The organism is Acinetobacter sp. NIPH 1852 (genome assembly GCF_022549455.1).
Taxonomy (GTDB): domain Bacteria; phylum Pseudomonadota; class Gammaproteobacteria; order Pseudomonadales; family Moraxellaceae; genus Acinetobacter.
On record NZ_JAKZGG010000011.1, the window covers coordinates 96,313 to 115,316 of the forward strand.

19 protein-coding genes are annotated in these 19,004 nt (G+C 39.4%); 11 read left to right on the forward strand and 8 right to left on the reverse strand.

The genetic code is table 11. The features are described 5' to 3' along the window. The first annotated feature begins 3 nt into the window (after nucleotides 1-3). Genes urtC through urtE form a run of 3 tightly spaced genes read left to right on the forward strand, consistent with a single transcriptional unit; the run spans nucleotide 4 to nucleotide 2,611 of the window. Entirely contained in the window at nucleotides 4-1,074 is a 1,071-nt protein-coding gene (gene urtC / locus MMO38_RS10575) for an urea ABC transporter permease subunit UrtC (RefSeq protein WP_241323510.1), read from the forward strand. After that, nucleotides 1,075-1,902: an urea ABC transporter ATP-binding protein UrtD gene (gene urtD, locus MMO38_RS10580; protein WP_241323511.1), complete on the forward strand. Its 828-nt coding sequence runs from the start codon at nucleotides 1,075-1,077 to the stop codon at nucleotides 1,900-1,902. A 10-nt stretch (nucleotides 1,903-1,912) separates the two neighbouring features. Beyond that, nucleotides 1,913-2,611: an urea ABC transporter ATP-binding subunit UrtE gene (urtE, locus tag MMO38_RS10585; protein ID WP_241323512.1), complete on the forward strand. Its 699-nt coding sequence runs from the start codon at nucleotides 1,913-1,915 to the stop codon at nucleotides 2,609-2,611. Nucleotides 2,612-2,878: 267 nt separating this feature from the next. On the opposite strand, the gene MMO38_RS10590 is transcribed toward urtE, so the two are convergent. The 3 genes from MMO38_RS10590 to MMO38_RS10600 all read right to left on the reverse strand — a co-directional run bounded on the left by MMO38_RS10590 (nucleotide 2,879) and on the right by MMO38_RS10600 (nucleotide 5,100). Continuing rightward, nucleotides 2,879-3,613 (reverse strand): hypothetical protein, encoded by a 735-nt coding sequence (locus MMO38_RS10590; RefSeq protein ID WP_241323513.1) that lies wholly within the window; start codon nucleotides 3,611-3,613, stop codon nucleotides 2,879-2,881. 80 nt (nucleotides 3,614-3,693) lie between these two features. Continuing rightward, nucleotides 3,694-4,242: a GNAT family N-acetyltransferase gene (locus MMO38_RS10595; protein WP_241323514.1), complete on the reverse strand. Its 549-nt coding sequence runs from the start codon at nucleotides 4,240-4,242 to the stop codon at nucleotides 3,694-3,696. Nucleotides 4,243-4,374: 132 nt separating this feature from the next. Beyond that, nucleotides 4,375-5,100 carry an outer membrane protein OmpK gene (locus MMO38_RS10600; protein WP_241323515.1) on the reverse strand — a complete coding sequence of 242 codons (726 nt, stop codon included), beginning with the start codon at nucleotides 5,098-5,100 and terminating at the stop codon, nucleotides 4,375-4,377. 502 nt (nucleotides 5,101-5,602) lie between these two features. Between MMO38_RS10600 and MMO38_RS10605 the strand changes: the two genes are divergently transcribed. From MMO38_RS10605 to MMO38_RS10630, 6 genes are all read left to right on the forward strand, one after another. Next, the gene (locus MMO38_RS10605; RefSeq protein ID WP_004673497.1) at nucleotides 5,603-5,974 is read left to right on the forward strand and encodes an HPF/RaiA family ribosome-associated protein; all 372 of its coding nucleotides are present in this window, start codon (nucleotides 5,603-5,605) and stop codon (nucleotides 5,972-5,974) included. A gap of 144 nt (nucleotides 5,975-6,118) precedes the next feature. After that, on the forward strand, nucleotides 6,119-6,664 hold the full coding sequence (locus MMO38_RS10610) for an ankyrin repeat domain-containing protein (RefSeq protein ID WP_004673494.1): 546 nt from the start codon (nucleotides 6,119-6,121) through the stop codon (nucleotides 6,662-6,664). Nucleotides 6,665-6,694: 30 nt separating this feature from the next. Further along, complete coding sequence (locus MMO38_RS10615) at nucleotides 6,695-7,462, forward strand: transporter (protein ID WP_241323516.1); 768 nt, start codon at nucleotides 6,695-6,697, stop codon at nucleotides 7,460-7,462. A gap of 79 nt (nucleotides 7,463-7,541) precedes the next feature. Then, entirely contained in the window at nucleotides 7,542-9,395 is a 1,854-nt protein-coding gene (dsbD, locus tag MMO38_RS10620; RefSeq protein WP_241323517.1) for a protein-disulfide reductase DsbD, read from the forward strand. Nucleotides 9,396-9,397: 2 nt separating this feature from the next. Continuing rightward, nucleotides 9,398-10,093, forward strand: a complete 696-nt coding sequence (locus MMO38_RS10625) for a glutathione S-transferase family protein (protein WP_241323518.1) — start codon at nucleotides 9,398-9,400, stop codon at nucleotides 10,091-10,093. An 89-nt stretch (nucleotides 10,094-10,182) separates the two neighbouring features. Further along, nucleotides 10,183-11,847 carry an ABC transporter ATP-binding protein gene (locus tag MMO38_RS10630; RefSeq protein ID WP_241323519.1) on the forward strand — a complete coding sequence of 555 codons (1,665 nt, stop codon included), beginning with the start codon at nucleotides 10,183-10,185 and terminating at the stop codon, nucleotides 11,845-11,847. 15 nt (nucleotides 11,848-11,862) lie between these two features. Here MMO38_RS10630 and MMO38_RS10635 read toward each other — a convergent pair whose 3' ends face one another. Both MMO38_RS10635 and MMO38_RS10640 read right to left on the reverse strand, forming a co-directional pair. Then, on the reverse strand, nucleotides 11,863-13,050 hold the full coding sequence (locus tag MMO38_RS10635; RefSeq protein ID WP_241323520.1) for a GGDEF domain-containing protein: 1,188 nt from the start codon (nucleotides 13,048-13,050) through the stop codon (nucleotides 11,863-11,865). 282 nt (nucleotides 13,051-13,332) lie between these two features. Then, a complete protein-coding gene (locus tag MMO38_RS10640) occupies nucleotides 13,333-14,244 on the reverse strand; it encodes an alpha/beta hydrolase (RefSeq protein ID WP_004673485.1) in 912 nt (303 codons plus the stop codon). 189 nt (nucleotides 14,245-14,433) lie between these two features. On the opposite strand from MMO38_RS10640, the gene MMO38_RS10645 reads away from it, so the two are divergent. Continuing rightward, entirely contained in the window at nucleotides 14,434-14,871 is a 438-nt protein-coding gene (locus tag MMO38_RS10645) for a DUF2147 domain-containing protein (protein WP_241323521.1), read from the forward strand. A 59-nt stretch (nucleotides 14,872-14,930) separates the two neighbouring features. On the opposite strand, the gene MMO38_RS10650 is transcribed toward MMO38_RS10645, so the two are convergent. Together MMO38_RS10650 and MMO38_RS10655 are read right to left on the reverse strand one after the other, a co-directional pair. After that, a complete protein-coding gene (locus tag MMO38_RS10650) occupies nucleotides 14,931-15,281 on the reverse strand; it encodes an arsenate reductase (protein WP_241323522.1) in 351 nt (116 codons plus the stop codon). A gap of 304 nt (nucleotides 15,282-15,585) precedes the next feature. Further along, nucleotides 15,586-16,410: an exodeoxyribonuclease III gene (locus MMO38_RS10655; RefSeq protein WP_241323523.1), complete on the reverse strand. Its 825-nt coding sequence runs from the start codon at nucleotides 16,408-16,410 to the stop codon at nucleotides 15,586-15,588. A gap of 41 nt (nucleotides 16,411-16,451) precedes the next feature. Here MMO38_RS10655 and pyrE point away from each other — a divergent pair, with 41 nt between their 5' ends. Further along, complete coding sequence (gene pyrE / locus MMO38_RS10660; RefSeq protein WP_004673479.1) at nucleotides 16,452-17,102, forward strand: orotate phosphoribosyltransferase; 651 nt, start codon at nucleotides 16,452-16,454, stop codon at nucleotides 17,100-17,102. 253 nt (nucleotides 17,103-17,355) lie between these two features. Here the strand turns inward: pyrE and MMO38_RS10665 are convergent. Further along, a partial coding sequence (locus MMO38_RS10665) for a sel1 repeat family protein (RefSeq protein ID WP_241323524.1) occupies nucleotides 17,356-19,004 on the reverse strand: 1,649 nt, incomplete at its 5' end.

A 19,004-nucleotide genomic window follows, 5' to 3' on the forward strand; every position in this document is an offset into this window, starting at 1 on the left:
CCAATGAAAATCACTTCTTTATTTGCAGATAAACCCTATAGCGCAGTCGCCATTGGCTTTTGTTTCGGGATTTTATTGATACTCCCTTGGTTGCATCTGTTACCGCCTGATTCGGCATTTTACTTGTCGGCATATTGGATTACTTTGATTGGCAAGATCATGTGCTTGGCTTTGGTGGCTTTGGCACTGGATTTGGTGTGGGGCTATGCAGGGATTCTCAGCTTGGGGCATGGTTTGTACTTTGCCTTGGGCGGATATGCCTTTGGTATGTATCTGATGCGCCAATCCGCAGGGGATGGGTTGCCTGATTTTATGCGCTTTCTCAGTTGGACTGAATTGCCGTGGTATTGGGCAGGAACAGATTATTTTGTGTGGGCAATCGCTTTGGTGGTGTTAGTTCCAGGAATCGTAGCCTTTATTTTTGGTTTCTTTGCCTTTCGTTCCAAAATCAAAGGGGTGTATTTCTCGATTATCACTCAGGCGATGGTGTTTGCCGCAGCGTTATTGTTCTTCCGTAACGAAACAGGTTTCGGTGGCAATAACGGTTTTACAGGCTTTAAAACCTTATTGGGTTTTGACATTACCTCTGCACCGATGCGCGCCACACTGTGCTTTACCACTGCATTGGTCTTAATGTTGTGTTTTATCGGGTTACGTCAATTGATGAACCGCCCTTATGGCCGAGTCCTAGGTGCGATTCGTGACAGTGAAAACCGTTTGCAATATTTAGGTTATCGCACGTTGTGGTACAAGCTTTCAGCGTGGGTATTGTCCGCGGTGATTGCAGGCATCGCAGGCGCACTTTATGTGCCGCAAGTTGGCATCATTAACCCAAGTGAAATGAATCCTGTCAATTCGATTGAAATGGCGGTGTGGGTCGCAGCAGGTGGGCGCGGTACGTTGATTGGTCCAATCTTGGGCGCAGGTCTGATTAATGCGGTCAAAACTTATTTTACCGTCGCAGCACCAGAAGCATGGTTATTGATTTTAGGCGCATTATTTATCGTGGTGACGATATTCCTTCCGAAAGGTGTCATCGGTTTATTTGACCGCTTTAAAAAGGAGCGCAACTAAATGAATGAAGTCAGCACCAATTCAGCACAACATGGCGGTCAGCTTGGCGAAGGTTATGGGCGAATCAAAACACTGGATGCAGATTTTAGTCACGGTATCGCACTGTACTTAGAAAATGTCAGTGTTTGGTTTGATTCTTTCCGCGCCTTGAATGATTTATCACTGTATATCGCCGAGGGTGAATTGCGTTGCATCATTGGACCAAATGGCGCAGGAAAAACCACCTTAATGGATGTGATTACGGGGAAAACCCGACCGACTACAGGAACGGCATTTTTTGGGCAAAACTATGATTTAGCCAAAATGAGTACCGAGCAGATTGCTGAAGCAGGCATTGGTCGCAAGTTCCAAAAACCGACGGTATTTGAAAACTTCACGGTGCTGGAAAATTTACTGTTGGCTGCACCACGTGATAAACGGGTCAAGAAAAGCTTATTTAGTCGTTTAGATCCAGAGGCGCAATTGGCTTTAGATGAGACACTGGAGCAAATCCGTCTCAAAGAATTTATCCATAAGCCAGCAGGTTTATTGTCACATGGGCAAAAGCAATGGTTAGAAATTGGCATGTTGTTGATGCAACGTCCCAAGCTGATTTTATTGGATGAACCTGTGGCAGGCATGACCGATGCCGAAACTGAGCGTACAGCCGAACTCTGTTTAGAGTTGAAAAAGAACCACACCTTAGTGGTGGTGGAACATGACATGAGTTTCATTGATACCATTAGTGAAAAAGTCACCGTGTTGGCGCAAGGGGCTATCTTGGCTGAGGGAACATTGGCAGAAGTACAAGCCAATGAAGACGTGATTGAAAAATATTTGGGACGATAGGGGGACACGCATGCTAGAAGTGAAAGAAATTAACCAGTTCTATGGTGGTAGTCATATTCTGCGTGATGTGTCGTTGTCTGCACCTGTAGGTGAGTGTAGTGTGGTGTTGGGGCGTAATGGCGTGGGCAAAACCACCTTACTCAAATGTTTAATGGGCATTTTGCCAATCAAATCAGGGCAGATGCTGTTAGATGGAAAAGATATTGCCAAGATGTCACCTGAACAGCGAGTACGTGCAGGGTTGGCCTATGTGCCACAGGGCCGTGATATTTTTTCGACGCTCACTGTTGAGGAAAATATCTTGATTGGTATGGCAAAATTTTCAGGGGCAAAGACGCGTAAAGTGCCGAGTCATCTCTATGAGATTTTCCCTGTGTTGGATGAGATGAAACATCGCCGTGGTGGGGATTTGTCTGGTGGTCAGCAACAGCAGCTCGCCATTGCCAGAGCATTGGCCTCTGAACCTCGGGTTTTGATTTTGGATGAACCAACTGAAGGGATTCAACCCTCGATTATTAAAGATATTGGTCGGGTAATTCGTAAATTAGCCGATCAAGGGGAAATGGCAATCGTGTTGGTTGAGCAGTTTTATGATTTTGCTGAAGAACTTGCTGATAATTATACGGTGATGGCACGGGGGCAGGTGGTTGCACAAGGGCGTGGTGATGATATGCCTGAGAAGGGGATTCGGGAGTTGGTGGCGATTTAAAACACTCGAAAGAGATTTTCCACCTACGGCCTGATTAAACAGTGATCATTGTGGAATCTTATTGTTTTATATCTAATGTTAGGATAAACCTGCGGTTCGCCCTACTTTGGTTTCGCCCAAAGTAGGCAAAGGCATTGCCATCTACAAAACCTGTTCGCTTCTTTCAATACGTCAAATGATATTGCAAAGACAGTCTCTTGCAAATACCACGCAGGTTGTAGATGACATTTCCGAGTATCATATTTGAGGCTGACTTTTGATTGTTTGTTAACCTTCAACCTTATAAAACGTACCACCTGCATAAACATTATGTCCAAAGCCACAGGTTGAAGCACCATTATTTTGCTCCACCTCGATTTTTTGTCCATTCTGCGGATCATTCGAAAACTGAAGTTTGATCTGACAGTCTTCATAACGATAGTTTGCCTGTTTTGCGGTGATCGGCATGCTGGTTTCAAATGAACCTAGATTTGGACCATAAATTAGCCCGCGTAGTCCAAAATAGTAGCCTTCAAAGTCAATCAGATATCGGTTCTGTTGCTTTTTGACGGTGATGTAATCCCATTGACCAAAACCATTGGCTCGTACATAGCTCCCTTGTAAGTCTTTAGAGATTTGTGGTTTAGGCAGTTGTTTTAAATTATATTGACTGGTTTTAGTGTCTTTATTCCGTAAAAACCAGACTCTTGCCCATTGCGGTTTGCCTAGCTTGGCATAGCTCAATCCAACATTATTATTGGCGATTTCAACGTCTCGATCAGTCACTCGAATGCCGCTTTCTTCTGCATTTAGTTGGCAGAAATGTACCCATGCAGCTTGATCTTTAAATTGTTTCACCGCTTTTGCATATTGCTTCTGATCGTAGAACTTTTTGCCCGCTTGTGCATATTGTTTTACTTTGGCACAGCCTTGTTGTAACTCTTGTTCAAAGGATGATTCAGCGAAACTTGTGGTTGCGGCGAAAACACTAGTGATAACGAAATATAAGGGTAATGCTTTCATCTTATTTATCTTTATAAACTCAGATAATTTCCATTCTAACCAGCAAGATCACAGGACAGCAGTGCTGTATTGTTAAATTTTTATTGAGTATTTAACTGTAGTTGCATCAGGACTAAATCTCGCCATTGCCCAAACTTTTGTCCGACTTGCGGCATGTAACCTATTTGCACAAAACCGAGTTGTTGGTGTAGCACGATCGAGCCTGTATTTCCGCTATCAATTGCTGCAACCATGATATGCATCTGTTGTTGTGTAGCGAGATGAATCAGTTGCAGCATTAAGGCTTTGCCTAGACCTTGACGTGCGTAGCTTGGGTCAATAAAGACTGAATGTTCAATGGTTTGACGATATCCAGTAATGCTCCGAAATGCAGCATAGTAAGCATAACCGACCACTTTTTTATGTTGTAGATCTTCGACCACAATCATGGGAAATTGCTGTTGCTGTAAATCCTGAAAGCGTTGTTGATATTGTGTGAGGGAAACAGTTTGATCATTCCAATTGGCTGTTCCAGTTGAAATTTCAGCATTGTAAATGGTCAGTATTTGTTTTAAGTCTTCGATCGTTGCAAAACGGATTTGATATTGTGAAGCCAAAGTATAGGGTGCAAGTGAGATATTTACTGACATGGGATCGGTCATCAAATCATATGGGAAAAGTGTGATTTTTCAAAATAAGAGAAAAATCAACCAATTCTAATATGAATGATCGTAGCAAAAACAGCAAGGAATGCCTTGCTGTTTTTTAAACGGATCTGAGGCTTAGAAATGATATTTGACTAAAGCGCTGACGTTGTTTTCATCGCTACCTTTGATACCGAATTTGTTATTCCAAACTGAGTGCTCAACACCAAGATACAAACGAGTGTCTGGTGAAATGTGCTTACCGACATTCCATTTATATTGTGTGGTCCAGTTGAGTTCGCTGGCATGATCTTTTTCAGCCGTTGACCAATCAAGGAAACCGTCCACTAAAAACTCTTCGTTTGACAGTTTAAATGGCAATGCATAGGCAATCGTCATTTGATAGTCATCCGCCGTTTTTTCATTGTTGGCACGGTAGAAGTTGATGTTCGCATATTGGAAATATGGGAGATTTAGGTCAAATCCAACGCCGTATAAAAAGTTGTCGAAACTCGAAAAGTCATCGTTATTACTTTCCCAAGTTGTTGAGATCAGTACATCTTTAACTGGACCAAAAGCGAGTTTTTGACCTGAAATTTCACCCAAGCTTAAACGTGGAGAAAGCTCGAAATAGGTGCTTTTATGGTCGTCACTACCGCGCATACGATCCATAAAAAAGAATACATCGGCATATTTTACTTTTGCCGCATATTCAACCGTTAAAGTTGTTTGCTTTTCATCAACAACTTCATAGTTTTCACCATATAAACCCGTGAGGCTAAAGTCCTGCCAAATAGGCTTTGCCTGAGTGAAAGCTGCTGTTGATACCAATAAACATGTCGCCGCAAGTTGCTTAAATTGCATTAAAAAGATCCCCCTAAAAAGGCGTGTAAAGCATACAAGGAATTAAGCAAAAATAAAGCCAAATTTGACCAAATGCTCAAAAGAATTGTATAGGCTGGAACACTGGAAAATGCGGATCCAACTCAGTCGTTTTTATCGCGCGCAGACTCGATTTCAACATAGGATGTTGTGCATGATTTGAGGGTGTTTATTTTCATCCAATTGGCTTGATATTATTCAAAAATTTTTGCTGCTAGAGGGGAAACCTGTGCTAAGCGTCTTAACGGATGCACCAACGCAAATAAAAAATGTCAAAAATCAGCTTGCATATTTTTAATTATGGACGGATATTGGAAATATAGAAGATCTTCTCACATACTGAAAAGCAACAGATGCAAAGCAAGGAGACTACAGGTATTTACACAATCAGAATATACAGCTGCACTGAATGACGGCATGCTCAAAATGCGTCTAAATAACAAGTTTAGTCAAAACGTCTCATCGAAAAGAGAGGAAGATATTTATGAATATTGAAATCCGTACAGATAAAAACATTCAAGGTAGTGAACGTTTAATTGGTTATGTCCGTGCAGAACTAATGCAAGAATTTCAACGCTATAGTGAGCGTATTACACATTTTTCAGTTCATCTCAGTGATGAAAATGGGGAAAAAACGGGAGATCATGATAAACGCTGTATGATCGAAGCTCGCCCAGCAGGTTTGAAACCTGTCGCAGTAACGCATAAAGCTGCAAATATTGATTTTTCTATTCATGGTGCGATTGATAAGTTGAAACGCAGTCTGGAGCATTTGTATGAGAAAAAAGACCACCATCGTGGTGGCTTGCCTGAATATATTGATGTAGATGATGATTTAGATGTAAAAGAAGCATAATCATATCTGCATAAAAAAAGCCCAATATCGGGCTTTTTTTATGCGTGTATCAAATTTATACATGATTTTTAGTTCGTTTTATAAAAAGCTGTCGGGATATTCGGCATAATAGAAACATTAAATATTATATTGTGAGAATTGGTCATGTTAAGCAAACAGCAACAGGCCTTGGTGCAAGCCATACAACAACTCGATTTAGCCCAAGTGCAATCTCTACTTGCTGAAGGACTTGACCCAAATTTTATTGATCCTGAGCAAGGTCCACCTGTTTCAGTCATTTGTGATGGCTTATTTGCATGGTGGGAAAAGATTTGTGAGGCCTATGAAGCCAATCAACCCATTGCTGAAACTGAAAAACAACAACAACTTAAAGTCTATTTAGATATTTTAGATGCACTCATTCAGGCGAAAGCGAATTTGCATTTGTGGGATGCAGAAGAGTTTTATGGCCCACTTTGGGATGCAGCCAGTTCAGCTTGTGCGCCCGTGGTAAAACGCTTATTGGATGAAAAAGTTGATCCAAATACACGTGATGAAGAAGGTTTAACGATTTTATCATCAATCAGCCAACTGTTCTTTGATTGTGACTTTGATGAAATCGATTGGTCAGAGTCATTAGCTGAAGAGCGTGAGACGCTTGAGTTACTGCGTAACAATGGTGCAAAAATGTCAAAAGAATTGACCGCCTAAGCGTAGTCAAAGAAAAGAAAGGGGATAATGATGAATAAACTTCAAACATTGAGTTTTATTGCTGTATCGATGATGGCGAGCACGACTTTTGCTGCTGATTTCTCTTTTGATCGTCCTGGCGCTGGCATGGGCACAGGAATTACGCCTGTTGGGCAGCTGGCATGGGAACAAGGTTTGCCGACAGTCAGCTATCAAAAACAAACCGTAGATGGTGAAAAAGAGAAAACCTTAACCCTCAATGGCGATATGTTATTGCGTACAGGTTTGGCTAAAGGCTTGGAATTACAACTTGGTTGGCAAGGTCCTGTGTGGCAGCAGCATAAACGTGCGGGCATGACCAAAGAAACCAATGGCCTAGGTGATGTCAGCATTGGTTTGAAAAAAGCCATTAATCTACACGATGATCGTTTAACCATGGCGTTATTAGCAGAAGCAATTCTTGCTACTGGGAACGATGAATTTACTGCCCATGATGATATCTACAGTTTAACCTCGGCTGTAGCGTATGAGTTTAGTGATCTGATCGGTACTTCGATTACCATGCGTTATGAAGCGCAAAACAGTAATTGGGCGGTAACTGCGATACCTACCATTGATTATAAAATTGCTGGAAAATTATCTGGATACTCGGAGTTTATTTACCGTAAAGCAGAAAGCCAAGATTACGAATATGGCTTAGGCACTGGTTTAGTCTATGCGGTGAATAATCGGATGCAGCTCGATGCCAGTGTTGGTGTCGATTTAAATGGTGATGCAAGAAGCTACAATGGTGGTTTAGGCGTATCGGTTTTATTTTAAGCAAAAAGTCTTCTCATGATCTCCCGTGAATTCCTGTATATCTCATCGGGAGCATTGGGCTGATCGAAGAGAAATCATCATGAAAAAATGTACTCAGGGTGGCTATAGTTCCGAACTGATGTGTTACTTCCTTGGTAGTTTATTGTTGTTGTGTGGGTCGATGACCTATGCCCAAGAGAGTGTATCCGAGCAACTGTTAAGCCCTGAAGATGCATTTGCCTTTTCGGTCGAATCGACTGAGCGTAATCAGGCGCGACTCCATTGGAATATTCAACCAAACTATTATTTGTATCAACACAAATTTGAAGTACAACAAGGCAATCAACCCGTACAATTAAATTTGCCTAAAGCGGTTGATCAATATGATGAGAACTATGGACATAGCCAAGTTTATTATCAGCAAGCTGAATTTGAAATCCCAACTCAAGCATCTCAACATTATAGAGTAACGTGGCAAGGCTGTGCCAAAGATCGGATTTGTTACCCACCCCAAAATATTGAATTTCAGACCGATGCCGATGGTCTGGTCAGTGTGCAAAATACAGGTTCAAATTCACAAAAACGTTTTTTAGATGTGGCTCGTTCTGCCAACGCCTTAAATACCCAAACTACCGCCTTTGATACCGCTTCAGATGAAGCCTTATCTCCTGTCGACTCCCCTGCGACTGACTCAGCTGGTATGGCACAAGACCAAAAGTGGTCTACCACCTTGGGACAACACTCACTGGCCTATAGTGTATTGTTATTCCTCGGTTTAGGGATATTATTGGCCTTTACGCCGTGTTCATTACCGATGTTGCCGATTCTGACCTCGTTGATTGTCCGTGACAATAAAGGGGTAAAAGCATGGGCGATCGCCTTTACTTTTGTGGTCAGTATGGCCATGGTTTATGCCGTGTTAGGTATGATTGCTGCATCGGCTGGACTTAATTTTCAACGGTGGTTGCAACAACCCGCGACTTTGATTGCTTTTAGCCTATTATTTATCGTGTTTGCCTTAAACCTATTTGGTTTGTTTGAGCTAAAACTGCCACAAAAATGGGTCAATCAATTGGATCGTATGCAGTCGATGCAACAAGGGGGCACTTTAGTTGGTGCCAGTGTCATGGGCATGATTTCGGCGTTATTGGTTGGGCCATGTATGACTGCACCATTGGCGGGAATCTTGTTGTTTATTTCGCAAAATCAAAATCAATGGCAAGGTGCTTTATTGTTGTTCACGCTTGGTTTTGGCATGGGACTGCCTTTATTGCTTGCGAGTGTTTTAGGTGCTAAAGCCTTACCGAAAGCAGGCGAGTGGATGCATCAGATTAAGGTGATTTTTGCCTTTTTAATGTTGGCATTGAGCATTTATTTTCTGCGCCCGTTATTGCCAGAGCTGGCGATGCAATTGCTTAGCCTCGTTTTAGGTCTGGCTTTTATTATTTACGCGCTGTACCGATTATTTGCTCAAAAGGGCAAGTTGCAGTGGCTGTATATTCTCTTGTTAATACTCACCATTCCATTTCTTGCTTATACTCAATATCAACATATTCAGAGCCTTGGTTCTGTTGAGGCGGAAAAGTTGGCTGAATGGCATGTGGCAAAGACCGCTGAGCAATTTCAACAGGTGTTAGCCAATGCGCCGAAAGATCGCGGCATTATTATTGATGTATATGCAGATTGGTGTGTGGCATGTCAGCCAATTGAGCACCGTATTTTAAAAGATGCAGCAGTACAGCAGGCTCTGTCGCCGTATTATTTAATTAAACTGGATCTAAGTCAGTATGATGCTTCTCATCAAGCTTTATTAAAGCAATGGGATATTTTAGGGCCGCCGACCTACTTATTTTTAGATCAGCAACAACAAGAAATTCGTTCGTTACGATTAACTGGGGCATTTAAAAAGGCAGATTTATTACAGCAACTGGCTTTATTTGAAGGAAAATCATAAGCATGTATACTTTATTTATTGGCAATAAAAATTACTCTACTTGGTCGATGCGTCCTTGGATATTATTAAAACAGGCAGGGGTTTCGTTTCAAGAGCATCTCATTCAGTTTGATGATTTTGAACTAGATAGTCCGTTTAAGACAGAAATATTAAAACTGAATCCGACGGGCAAAGTACCTGTACTGGTAGATGGTGATGTTACGGTTTGGGATAGTTTGGCGATTTGTGAATACGTCGCAGAGCAATCTCCTGAAAAAAATCTATTGCCACAAGATAAAAAATTACGTGCTCGAGCGCGTTGCATTAGCGCAGAAATGCACAGTAGTTTTCAAAGCTTACGTAATCTTTGTCCAATGAATATTGAAGCTGATTTAGCCCATATCGGTCAAAAACTTTGGGCTGAACATGATCAACTTCGTGCTGATGTGGCTCGTATTGAACAAATTTGGTCGGAACGCCCAAGTGAAGATAGCTTCTTATGTGGTGAGTTTAGTGTTGCCGACGCATTTTATGCACCTGTAGTCATGCGTTTTGTGTGTTTCCAATTCCCTGTATCTGCTTCAAGCCAAGCTTACATGCAAAAAATCTTGTCTTTGGCATCGGTTCAGCAGTGGATCGCCGAAGCCAAACAAGAACAAATGTTTGTGCTTGTTGATGAGCCTTATCGTCAAAATCGGGAAGAGTATTTGACCAACTAGACAAAATCCAAACAAAGAACTCCCACTCATAATCAAAACATGAGTGATATTATGGCTTGAAATATAGCCATAATAGGAGAAACTGCCCGGTGTTTTTAAAAACTTATAAAGCAATGTGGCGTGTTTCCAATAAATTTTATAAAAATGAGAAGCAACATTTAATTGTTCTGATTGGCTTGGTTATTGCCACGAGTTTTATTACTGCTATTCTTCCTTACTTTATTAAGCTTATTATTGACAGTACTCATCAAAATGAAGGTATTAACTACATCTATGTTTTAGTGGTTTCATATTGCCTTGCTTGGTTTTTGTCTCAGATTATTGAATGGGTTAAAAATGCGCTAAGTGGCTTGATTAGTGCAAAACAAGAGACTTCGGTACTCATTGCGAGTTTGGAAAACTATCTTAGAATAGAAAAATCGAGGCAAGATAAAGTCGATATTGGTATATTCAATGCCGAGGCAGTACGAGCAAGTAATGCTTTTTCTATGATCACTTTTGCATTCTTGCTTGCTTTCTTCCCTGTGGTATTACAGCTTATTTTTATTACTTATATTCTTAGTGTAAATATTAGTGTGATTTTTGCTTTAGGTTTTCTTGGGACAGCATTTGGACTGTTCTTGATCTCGGTTTTTATCAATAGGAAGAGTAAAAAATATTATGAACCATTATATTCAATAAAAAATATTTTAAACAGTAAGTTCCTTGAAAAGATAAATAATGCTTATGAGATCAAAGTGAACAATGCTGTTGATTTTGAAGTTGATTATTTCAAGAGGAATGTAAAAAAATTTATTGATCAAAGTTTCAATAGCCATTTAAAAATTGCTTGTTTAATGGTCTTCCAAATTGCTTTTATCTTTCTCTTCTTGCTTGGTTTTTTACTTCTTTCAACCAAGTTGTTTTCCATAGGAAAAATAACCACAGGCGATATGGTGATGATTAGCTCTTATATCATGATGCTAACCATGCCATCTCTTATGATCTCTCAACAAATTAACTTACTTGCAGGTAATGCTGTAGCAGTAGAAAAGTTTTATAGCTACTTTGAGTTTGAAAAAGACGAGTTAAATAATAAAATGTATCAGAATGATCATTTATTATTTTCATTTAAGAATGCATTGTTAGAAGTCGGCGGCAAGCTAAGTGCTGAAGTAAATTTGGATTTATATAAGAATAAGATGTACGTGATTATTGGAAAGACTGGAACTGGGAAATCAACTTTAATTAATTATATGCTAGGTGCTTATAAGTTAAAGGGAGGGCAGTTATTTTATAAAGATCTAGACATAACTAAACAGTACTCTACTAAAATTTTTGATGAGGTGGCCTTTGTTGGACAAAACTATTCTATTTTTACTGGCTCTTTAAGAGAAAACCTAATTTATAACGCGAAGTATGCTTATACCGATGATGAGATATCACAACTGCTTATAATTTTTGATCTACAACATCTTCTTTCAGATAAAAATCTTTCATTAGATGATCACATCAATGAATATTTGAAAAGTTTTTCAGGTGGTGAAAAGCAACGTTTAAATATATTACGTGCAGTGCTAAAGAAACCTAAAGTGCTCATTTTAGATGAACCAACCTCAGCACTGGATTCACATACAAGTATCAGGATTTTAAATTTCCTCAATGAACATATTGAAACATTAATCGTGATTACACACGCTCAAGAATGTAAAGATCTTGCAGATGAAGTGATTGATGTCGAGCAATTATTCAGGATTACAACACCTTTAACTTAGTCTTATTTTTAACTGTTAGCTACTCGTCAAATCTTCAAAAATTTGGACTTGATTCCGTCCAGCCGCTTTCACCGCATAGAGTGCTTGATCCGCCTGACTAATAATGAGATGCGGTTCATCGGCACTGAGTGAACTACTGATCCCAAAGCTGGCACTGACCGAAAACGCTTGTTGATCCTCTGCCACAAAACGTAGGTTCGCAATCGCCACACGACAACGTTCCGCGATATTTTGCGCTTGAGTGGTGGTGGTATGTGGCAACAATAAAATGAACTCCTCCCCACCAAAACGACCAATCATATCTTGATCACGTAAATGCTTGGTTAAGCAGTTCGCGACTTGAATGAGAACCTGATCTCCCATGCTGTGTCCAAAATGATCATTAATATTTTTAAAATGATCCAGATCAAGCAATACAATTGAATATAACGAGTTGGGTTGTTGATGTAATTTTTCTAGATAAGCACTAATGCTACGACGATTTAACACATCGGTGAGAGGATCGAGACGGCTCAGATGCTGAATCGCCAACTCTCGTGAACGCCATTGGGTCAGTAAAATTTCAAATAGAAATAAACAGGCAATCAAAATTGGTAATAGAAAAAACAGCATGCTCATAACCCAAAAGGGATGCATCTCAGATTGATTGAGAACTTCTGGTTTAAATAACGGTGCGTACTGAAGCACGCCAAACATACTGAGAAAATTGCAAAATAATAATGCAATGGTGGCAGGCACTAGCGCACAATAAATCATCTTGCGATTAAATAAAACCAATCCAACTGCGACGACGCTGACGTACACCACCATGGTGGCAGGGCTAAAACTCCCGATCAAATAACTGGTATGGCAGAGCAGCACAGTAAAAAGCTGCACAGTTAAAATAGGAATGATTTCATGTGCCCAAGCTTGGTCTTTGTAGCGATAGCAAGGCACGATTAGGCTTAAAAAGACCATCAGCATAATCACGTTGGTCCATAACTTGGAATAAACCAACGGTAAATTTACCCACTGCCATGTGATGGGATTGAGCAAGACCAGCACATCCCAAACAATCCCGAAAAGGGTCATAAAAGCAGCAAGTATGAGCAGCAGAATAGATTTCTTTAACATGTTCCAGTTAATCAGTGGTTCATGTTCCCAAAATTGCGAGAAATTCCATTTTTCTCGATTGACTAAACGCTTAAAATGAATCTTTATCATTGGCATGCATCCTTATATGCAATGAGATTCCTAAGAGACTTTATGAATGTAAATTCGTCATCAGAAAGATCAAGAAACGCTAATTAAAATAACAATAGCATCTTTAGAATGAGAAAAAAGTCTGGTTTTAAGCTTTTGAGTGCAAATCAGGACGGGAAAAATTCTTTGAGAAATAGACTATTATCTAAATATCCAATCAATCATATTTTATGATGACAAAAGTGAATCAAGAATGACAATGGCCAGCGATAGCTGACCATTTTTCACACAACTTGAAGGTGTTTAGTCACGATCGAGTCGATGTGCAAATTTAGCAATATCTGCTAAAGCTTGCTTGGCTTCTGGGAACCATGCATTGAACATTTGGAAGTTGTGCCACATGCCAGTATAGAGTTTAAAGATCACTTTGACATCGGCTTGTTCCGCTTTCTCACGGAAGCGTTTTGAATCATCCAATAGAATCTCTTTTGATCCAACCTGAACCAGTGTCGGAGGTAGACCTGTTAAATCATCAAATAGCGGTGATACCCGAGGATCGTCCGCTTGGATATCTTCGGTTAAATAATGATTGATGCCTGCTTGTAACGCTTCAATTGAAAGTAAGGCATCATGCTTTTGATTGAAACGCAGTGATTCGCTGGTGAGAGTCAAATCTAAATAAGGTGACATTAGAATCAAACCACTTGGCATCAACTCAGGTTGTTGTTTGAGACGCAAGCACAGTGCCAATGCGAGATTTGCACCACAAGAATCACCAGAAACAATAATATCTTTGGGTTTAATCCCTTGAACAAGCAGTGTTTGATACACGTCGAAGATTGCATCGATCGCATCTGGGAACGGGTGTTCAGGCGCCAAAGGATAATCGATATGAATCACTTGCATCTGTGTACATGCCGCAATATCAGTCATTAGAGCACGGTGTGTATTGAGGCTTCCCAAGAAAAAAGCACCACCATGAATATGAAAAATGAGCTGAGTTGCCGCGGCTTGGGTTTTAATTTCTTCACCACGAATACCTGCCAAACGCAAAGGACGAATTCGTGCATTAGGATTATGTGGAAATAAGCGACACAATTGATCCAATACAGGACGCAAAGCATTCGGTGCTAGATTGAACTGACTCGGTGTACGGATGGTCGCTTTGAGTAGGGATTCAGTAAAATAATATTTCCAAACAGTACCAAATTTCATAATTTTTCCATATTGTTAGAGCAGTATACAACTAAGAGAATGCTTGATTTTAGTCCACATTTTGTTGTGATCAGAACAGTGTTTTGTAGCTGTTCAGATTGTACCTAATAGTCACAATCAAGAATTGCAATATTAATGGAAGTTCTCAATACTCTTAGTCTTAAAAGACCCATTAAGGATATTACAAAAATGAAGAAAATTGCTTTAGCACTAGGATTGTTTAGTTTGACCGCTTTTGCCAATGCGGCGGATGCATTACACGGTAGCGTGTGGCAAACCATTGATGATGAAACTAAGCAACCAAAAGCGATCGTCAAGTTTACTGAACAAAAGGACGGTTCATTATCTGCATCGATTCAGAAGTATTTAGTCCCTGGCCAAGAAAGCGTTTGTACGAAATGTGAAGGTCCATTTCATAATAAATCTCTGAATGGTGTAGTCATTGTTCGCAACCTGAAAAATTCAGGTGGTGTAAATTATGATGGTGGTTCTATCGTTGATCCAAAAAATGGTAAAACCTATAAACTCAAAGCTGAACTCACTGACGGTGGTCAAAAGCTGAAATTACGCGGTTATATCGGTGTTGCGGCACTGGGTCGTAACCAAACTTGGGTACGTTCTAACTAAGCTCGTTTTATGAATGAAAAAAACCGAGTCAAATGACTCGGTTTTTTGTGATGTCTGCTTTAATCAGATAAGTTCTGATAAGTCTCCTCATCAAAACCGATGACAAAGCCTTGTGGCGTTTGTAGGACTGGACGTTTAATTAAACTTGGCTGTGCGATTAAAGCCTCAATCAGATTTTGTTCAGTGCTGGTGGCGAGAGCTTGTTCGTCCGCCGTCAATTTGCGCCATGTAGTGCCCTTTTTATTCAGGACTTTCTCTGCGCCGATGTCTTTTAACCAAACTTCTAAAGTCGCAGCATCAATGCCTTGTTTTTTATAATCATGAAACTGGTAATCGATTCCTTTTGCTTGTAGCGCATCAAAGGCTTTTTTCATCGAATTACAATTTTTAATACCGTAAATTTTAAACATGCTGAAAACCATCGGGAAATAAAAAAATATCAATGACAGCCTAACGCAAAGTACAAAAAGAGAAAACCCGCATTTAATCATCCTGATCATGCGGGTCTCATTTCAACGTCCAATGTCTCATCCTTGCAAATAAACTTAAACTAAGTTTATTTTGTCTTCCTACGGCGTCCTATCCTTTTGTGGTCATCCTGACCGCTTCCCTGTGCCGTGCAGCTATAATGCCGATACAGCAGCTAAATAAAAATACACAAAAAACGACATAGCATGTAAGTTAAAGAAGCGGTCAAAGTGAACAACTGTTCACTTAATCGTGTATTTTATAGTCAATAATTACAGGTGCATGGTCGCTAAACCATTGTTCTTTATAGACCCAAGCGTTTGCAGTACGTGCTTTCCAGTCTGGAGAGCAGGCGTGGTAGTCGATACGCCAACCGACATTTTTTGCACGGGCTTGTCCACGATTTGACCACCATGAGTATAATTCTGCTTCAGGTCGTACTTCACGGAAAGTATCGACATAACCCAATTCATCATAGATATGGTCAAGCCATGCACGTTCATGGGGCAAGACGCCTGATGATTTCTGGTTGCCTGACCAGTTCTTAATATCAATGCGTTTATGCACGATATTGTAATCACCACACACGATGATCGATTTATTTTCATCTCGCCATTGTTTTAGTATTTGGGCATATTCTTGTAGAAATAAATCTTTACGTGCTTGTGCTTCGTCACCACTTGATCCTGATGGTAAGTATAACGAGGCAATATGAACAGGATGTGACAGCCCTAAATCAAATTCAGCTGCGATAAAACGACCTTGCGAGTCTGCCAGTTCGAAACCCAAACCATTTTTCACTGAAACAAAGGGCAGACGGCTATAAATCGCCGTGCCTGCATAGCCTGCACGTTCAGCCGGGAACAGGTGGGTATACCAGCCTTCAGGTTTGAATTTATCGGTCCATTGCTCATGCGTGATGCGGCTTTCTTGCATACATACCACGTCAGCATCGGACTGTTCTAACCACTCCAATAGTCCTTTGGTTACGGATGCGCGTAGTCCATTCACATTAATTGAAACGACTCGAAGAATTTTTACATCACTTGGATAGCTATCCTTTGGTATCATACGTCTGTTTAACCTCAATTGAAGAATTTGGAGCACCTTATATGACAACGCCTGTGTCATTTCATCCGCAAGCTTTTATCGAACTCGCATTATCACGTGGTGTGCTTAAATTTGGTGAGTTTACCTTAAAATCAGGTCGTGTCAGTCCTTATTTCTTTAACGCAGGTTTGCTCAATGATGGTGAAGCACTCTCGCTTTTAGCACAAGGCTATGCGGATAAATTGGTTCAGTGTGACAATGTTGGGGTGATTTTTGGTCCAGCGTATAAAGGGATTCCTTTTGTTGCAGCGACAGCAGTGGCGTTATCTCAAGTACATGGTAAGAGCATACCGTGGGGTTTTAACCGTAAAGAAGCCAAAGATCACGGTGAAGGTGGCATGTTGGTTGGTGCATCGGTTGCTGGTCAAAAGGTTTGGATCATTGATGATGTGATCACTGCGGGGACTGCGATTCGTGAAGTTGTGACGATTTTAAAAAATGCAGGTGCGACCATTGCAGGTGTGTTGGTGGCGTTAGATCGTCAGGAATGTGGTCAAGGTGAGCTTTCTGCGATTCAGGAAGTGCAAAAAGAATTGGAAATTCCAGTGCATGCGCTCATTACCATGAAAGATTTGATGGATTATTTGGATGCGAAAGGCGAAAAAGAAGCTTTGGCTAATATGCAGGCATATCGCGAAAAATATGGCATCTAAGTTCTAGGTAGTAGGAAAGGAAGCTGAGGCTTCCTTTTTATTTTAACGAATGGTTTAAAAATAAACGTAGATCGTGAGGAAGTAAAAGCCGTTCCAGTGCGTTGGATTCTAGAATGGCTTCCTTTAAGGCATTGATATAAAGATTAAAAAAACGTAAAAGCTGTATTATGTCAGTTTCAGCTATTCTTAAAGATAGCTAAAACTGTAAAAGTACCTTACTACGATTTCATCTATTGGACTTAAAAATTTAATGTTACTCCAACTTAAGTACTTCTAATGACATTTCTGCTGGTAAATTTCCTTTATTCTTTAGTTCTGTTAATATTTTTAAAGCCTCTTTTGGGTTTTTAATAAACCCATTCTTACCATGAAAATAATTAATAGCTAACATGAATTTAGCCAAATCATTATCATGGTAAGAAGCTTGTATTAATAAATTATTCGCTTTTTTAATATTTTTTTCGATACAAATCCCGTTTCTATATAAAAGAGATAAGTTATATAAGGCATGCTTATTTTGATCTTGAGCAGCCATTTTAAACATTTCTAATGCAGAGCAATAGTTTAAAGCTGTATGTATTCCATGAAAATAGAAAAAACCAAGAGTGTTTTGGGCATCACTCTTCCCTTCATTTGAAGCTTCTTTGTAGTAACTGATAACCATTTTGTTTAGCTTCTCTTGTTTAATTTTTTCTTTGTTTAAAAAATAAAGTTGTGTGATTGAATTGACATCATCAATACTTAACCTAATATTAGCTAAAGGAATTGGATCATTTAGCTTAATGAGTAAATCCTGATTCCATTGTTCTCTTTTTTCCCAAGGACGATTTATTTCATAGTGATTTACAAATGTATTACCTATTCCTAGAGGGCCTAGTAATAGTGAAATCACGGCATAGGAATATATGAATTTTTTAAGATCCATGAAGTTTGATGCTATTAGATTTTTGTCAATTTTGTTCATTATTGCTAATGACATAAATATTATAGATAGGTTAAATAAGAATAAAGCAATCCATCTAATATAATCAAATGCTATTAATGTTAGAGCTAAGGGTGATGCTGAAAAGAATAAGATTAGAAGAAAAGTTTTTTTATCTGTGCTTTTTTTAACAAATAAAAGAATAGGTGTGCAAAATAGAAAGGTAAAAAATATTTTTAAATATGCTTTGGTTTCAAAAAAAGTTTGATAGTTAGTTGTGAAGTTTTCTTTTAAAGTTAGTAATGATGTACTTACTGCATAAGGTTGAAAATGTTCATAATACATAAAGGTTTCAATAATTGAATTAACCTGGAAAGCAGACATCTTTCCATAGATAACTACAGTGACCAGCAATATAAAAGATTCTGCCCCAATCAAAAAAATGTGGCTTATATTTCTATATTTCTGATAATAAATAAAGGCTAAAGTTGGAACAAAAAATACCAGCATCGCTTCATGCGTTAAAGCCATTATTGGCAATGTTAGAAATATAAATATTAGAACAATGGATTTTTTAATATTTTTTAATATAAGTAGAACTGAAATTAATAAGATTATTTGGCCAATATGATCGAAGCGAGATAATTCTCTTACCCATTGAGAAGTTAAAAAGGATAGGCTGAAAAAACATAATGAAAAAATTATAATGTATTTATTATTAAATTTTAATTTATTGAAGAAAATATATGTAATTCTAGCAAAAAGATAGAATATTATAAATAAAAAAACAATCGATACTAGGCGAACATGTCTATAAGTTGGATCCACCCCTATTAAGCTAAATATTTCGCCAGGTAAAGCTCTTCTGACAAAACCATAGTCATAGGGCTTTGTTGCACAAAGATTTGAAATGCAAAGCGCCCCTAATTGAGCCAAATTTAAGGCGTAACTTGGGTAAGTGGTCGACCTAATTCCGTAAA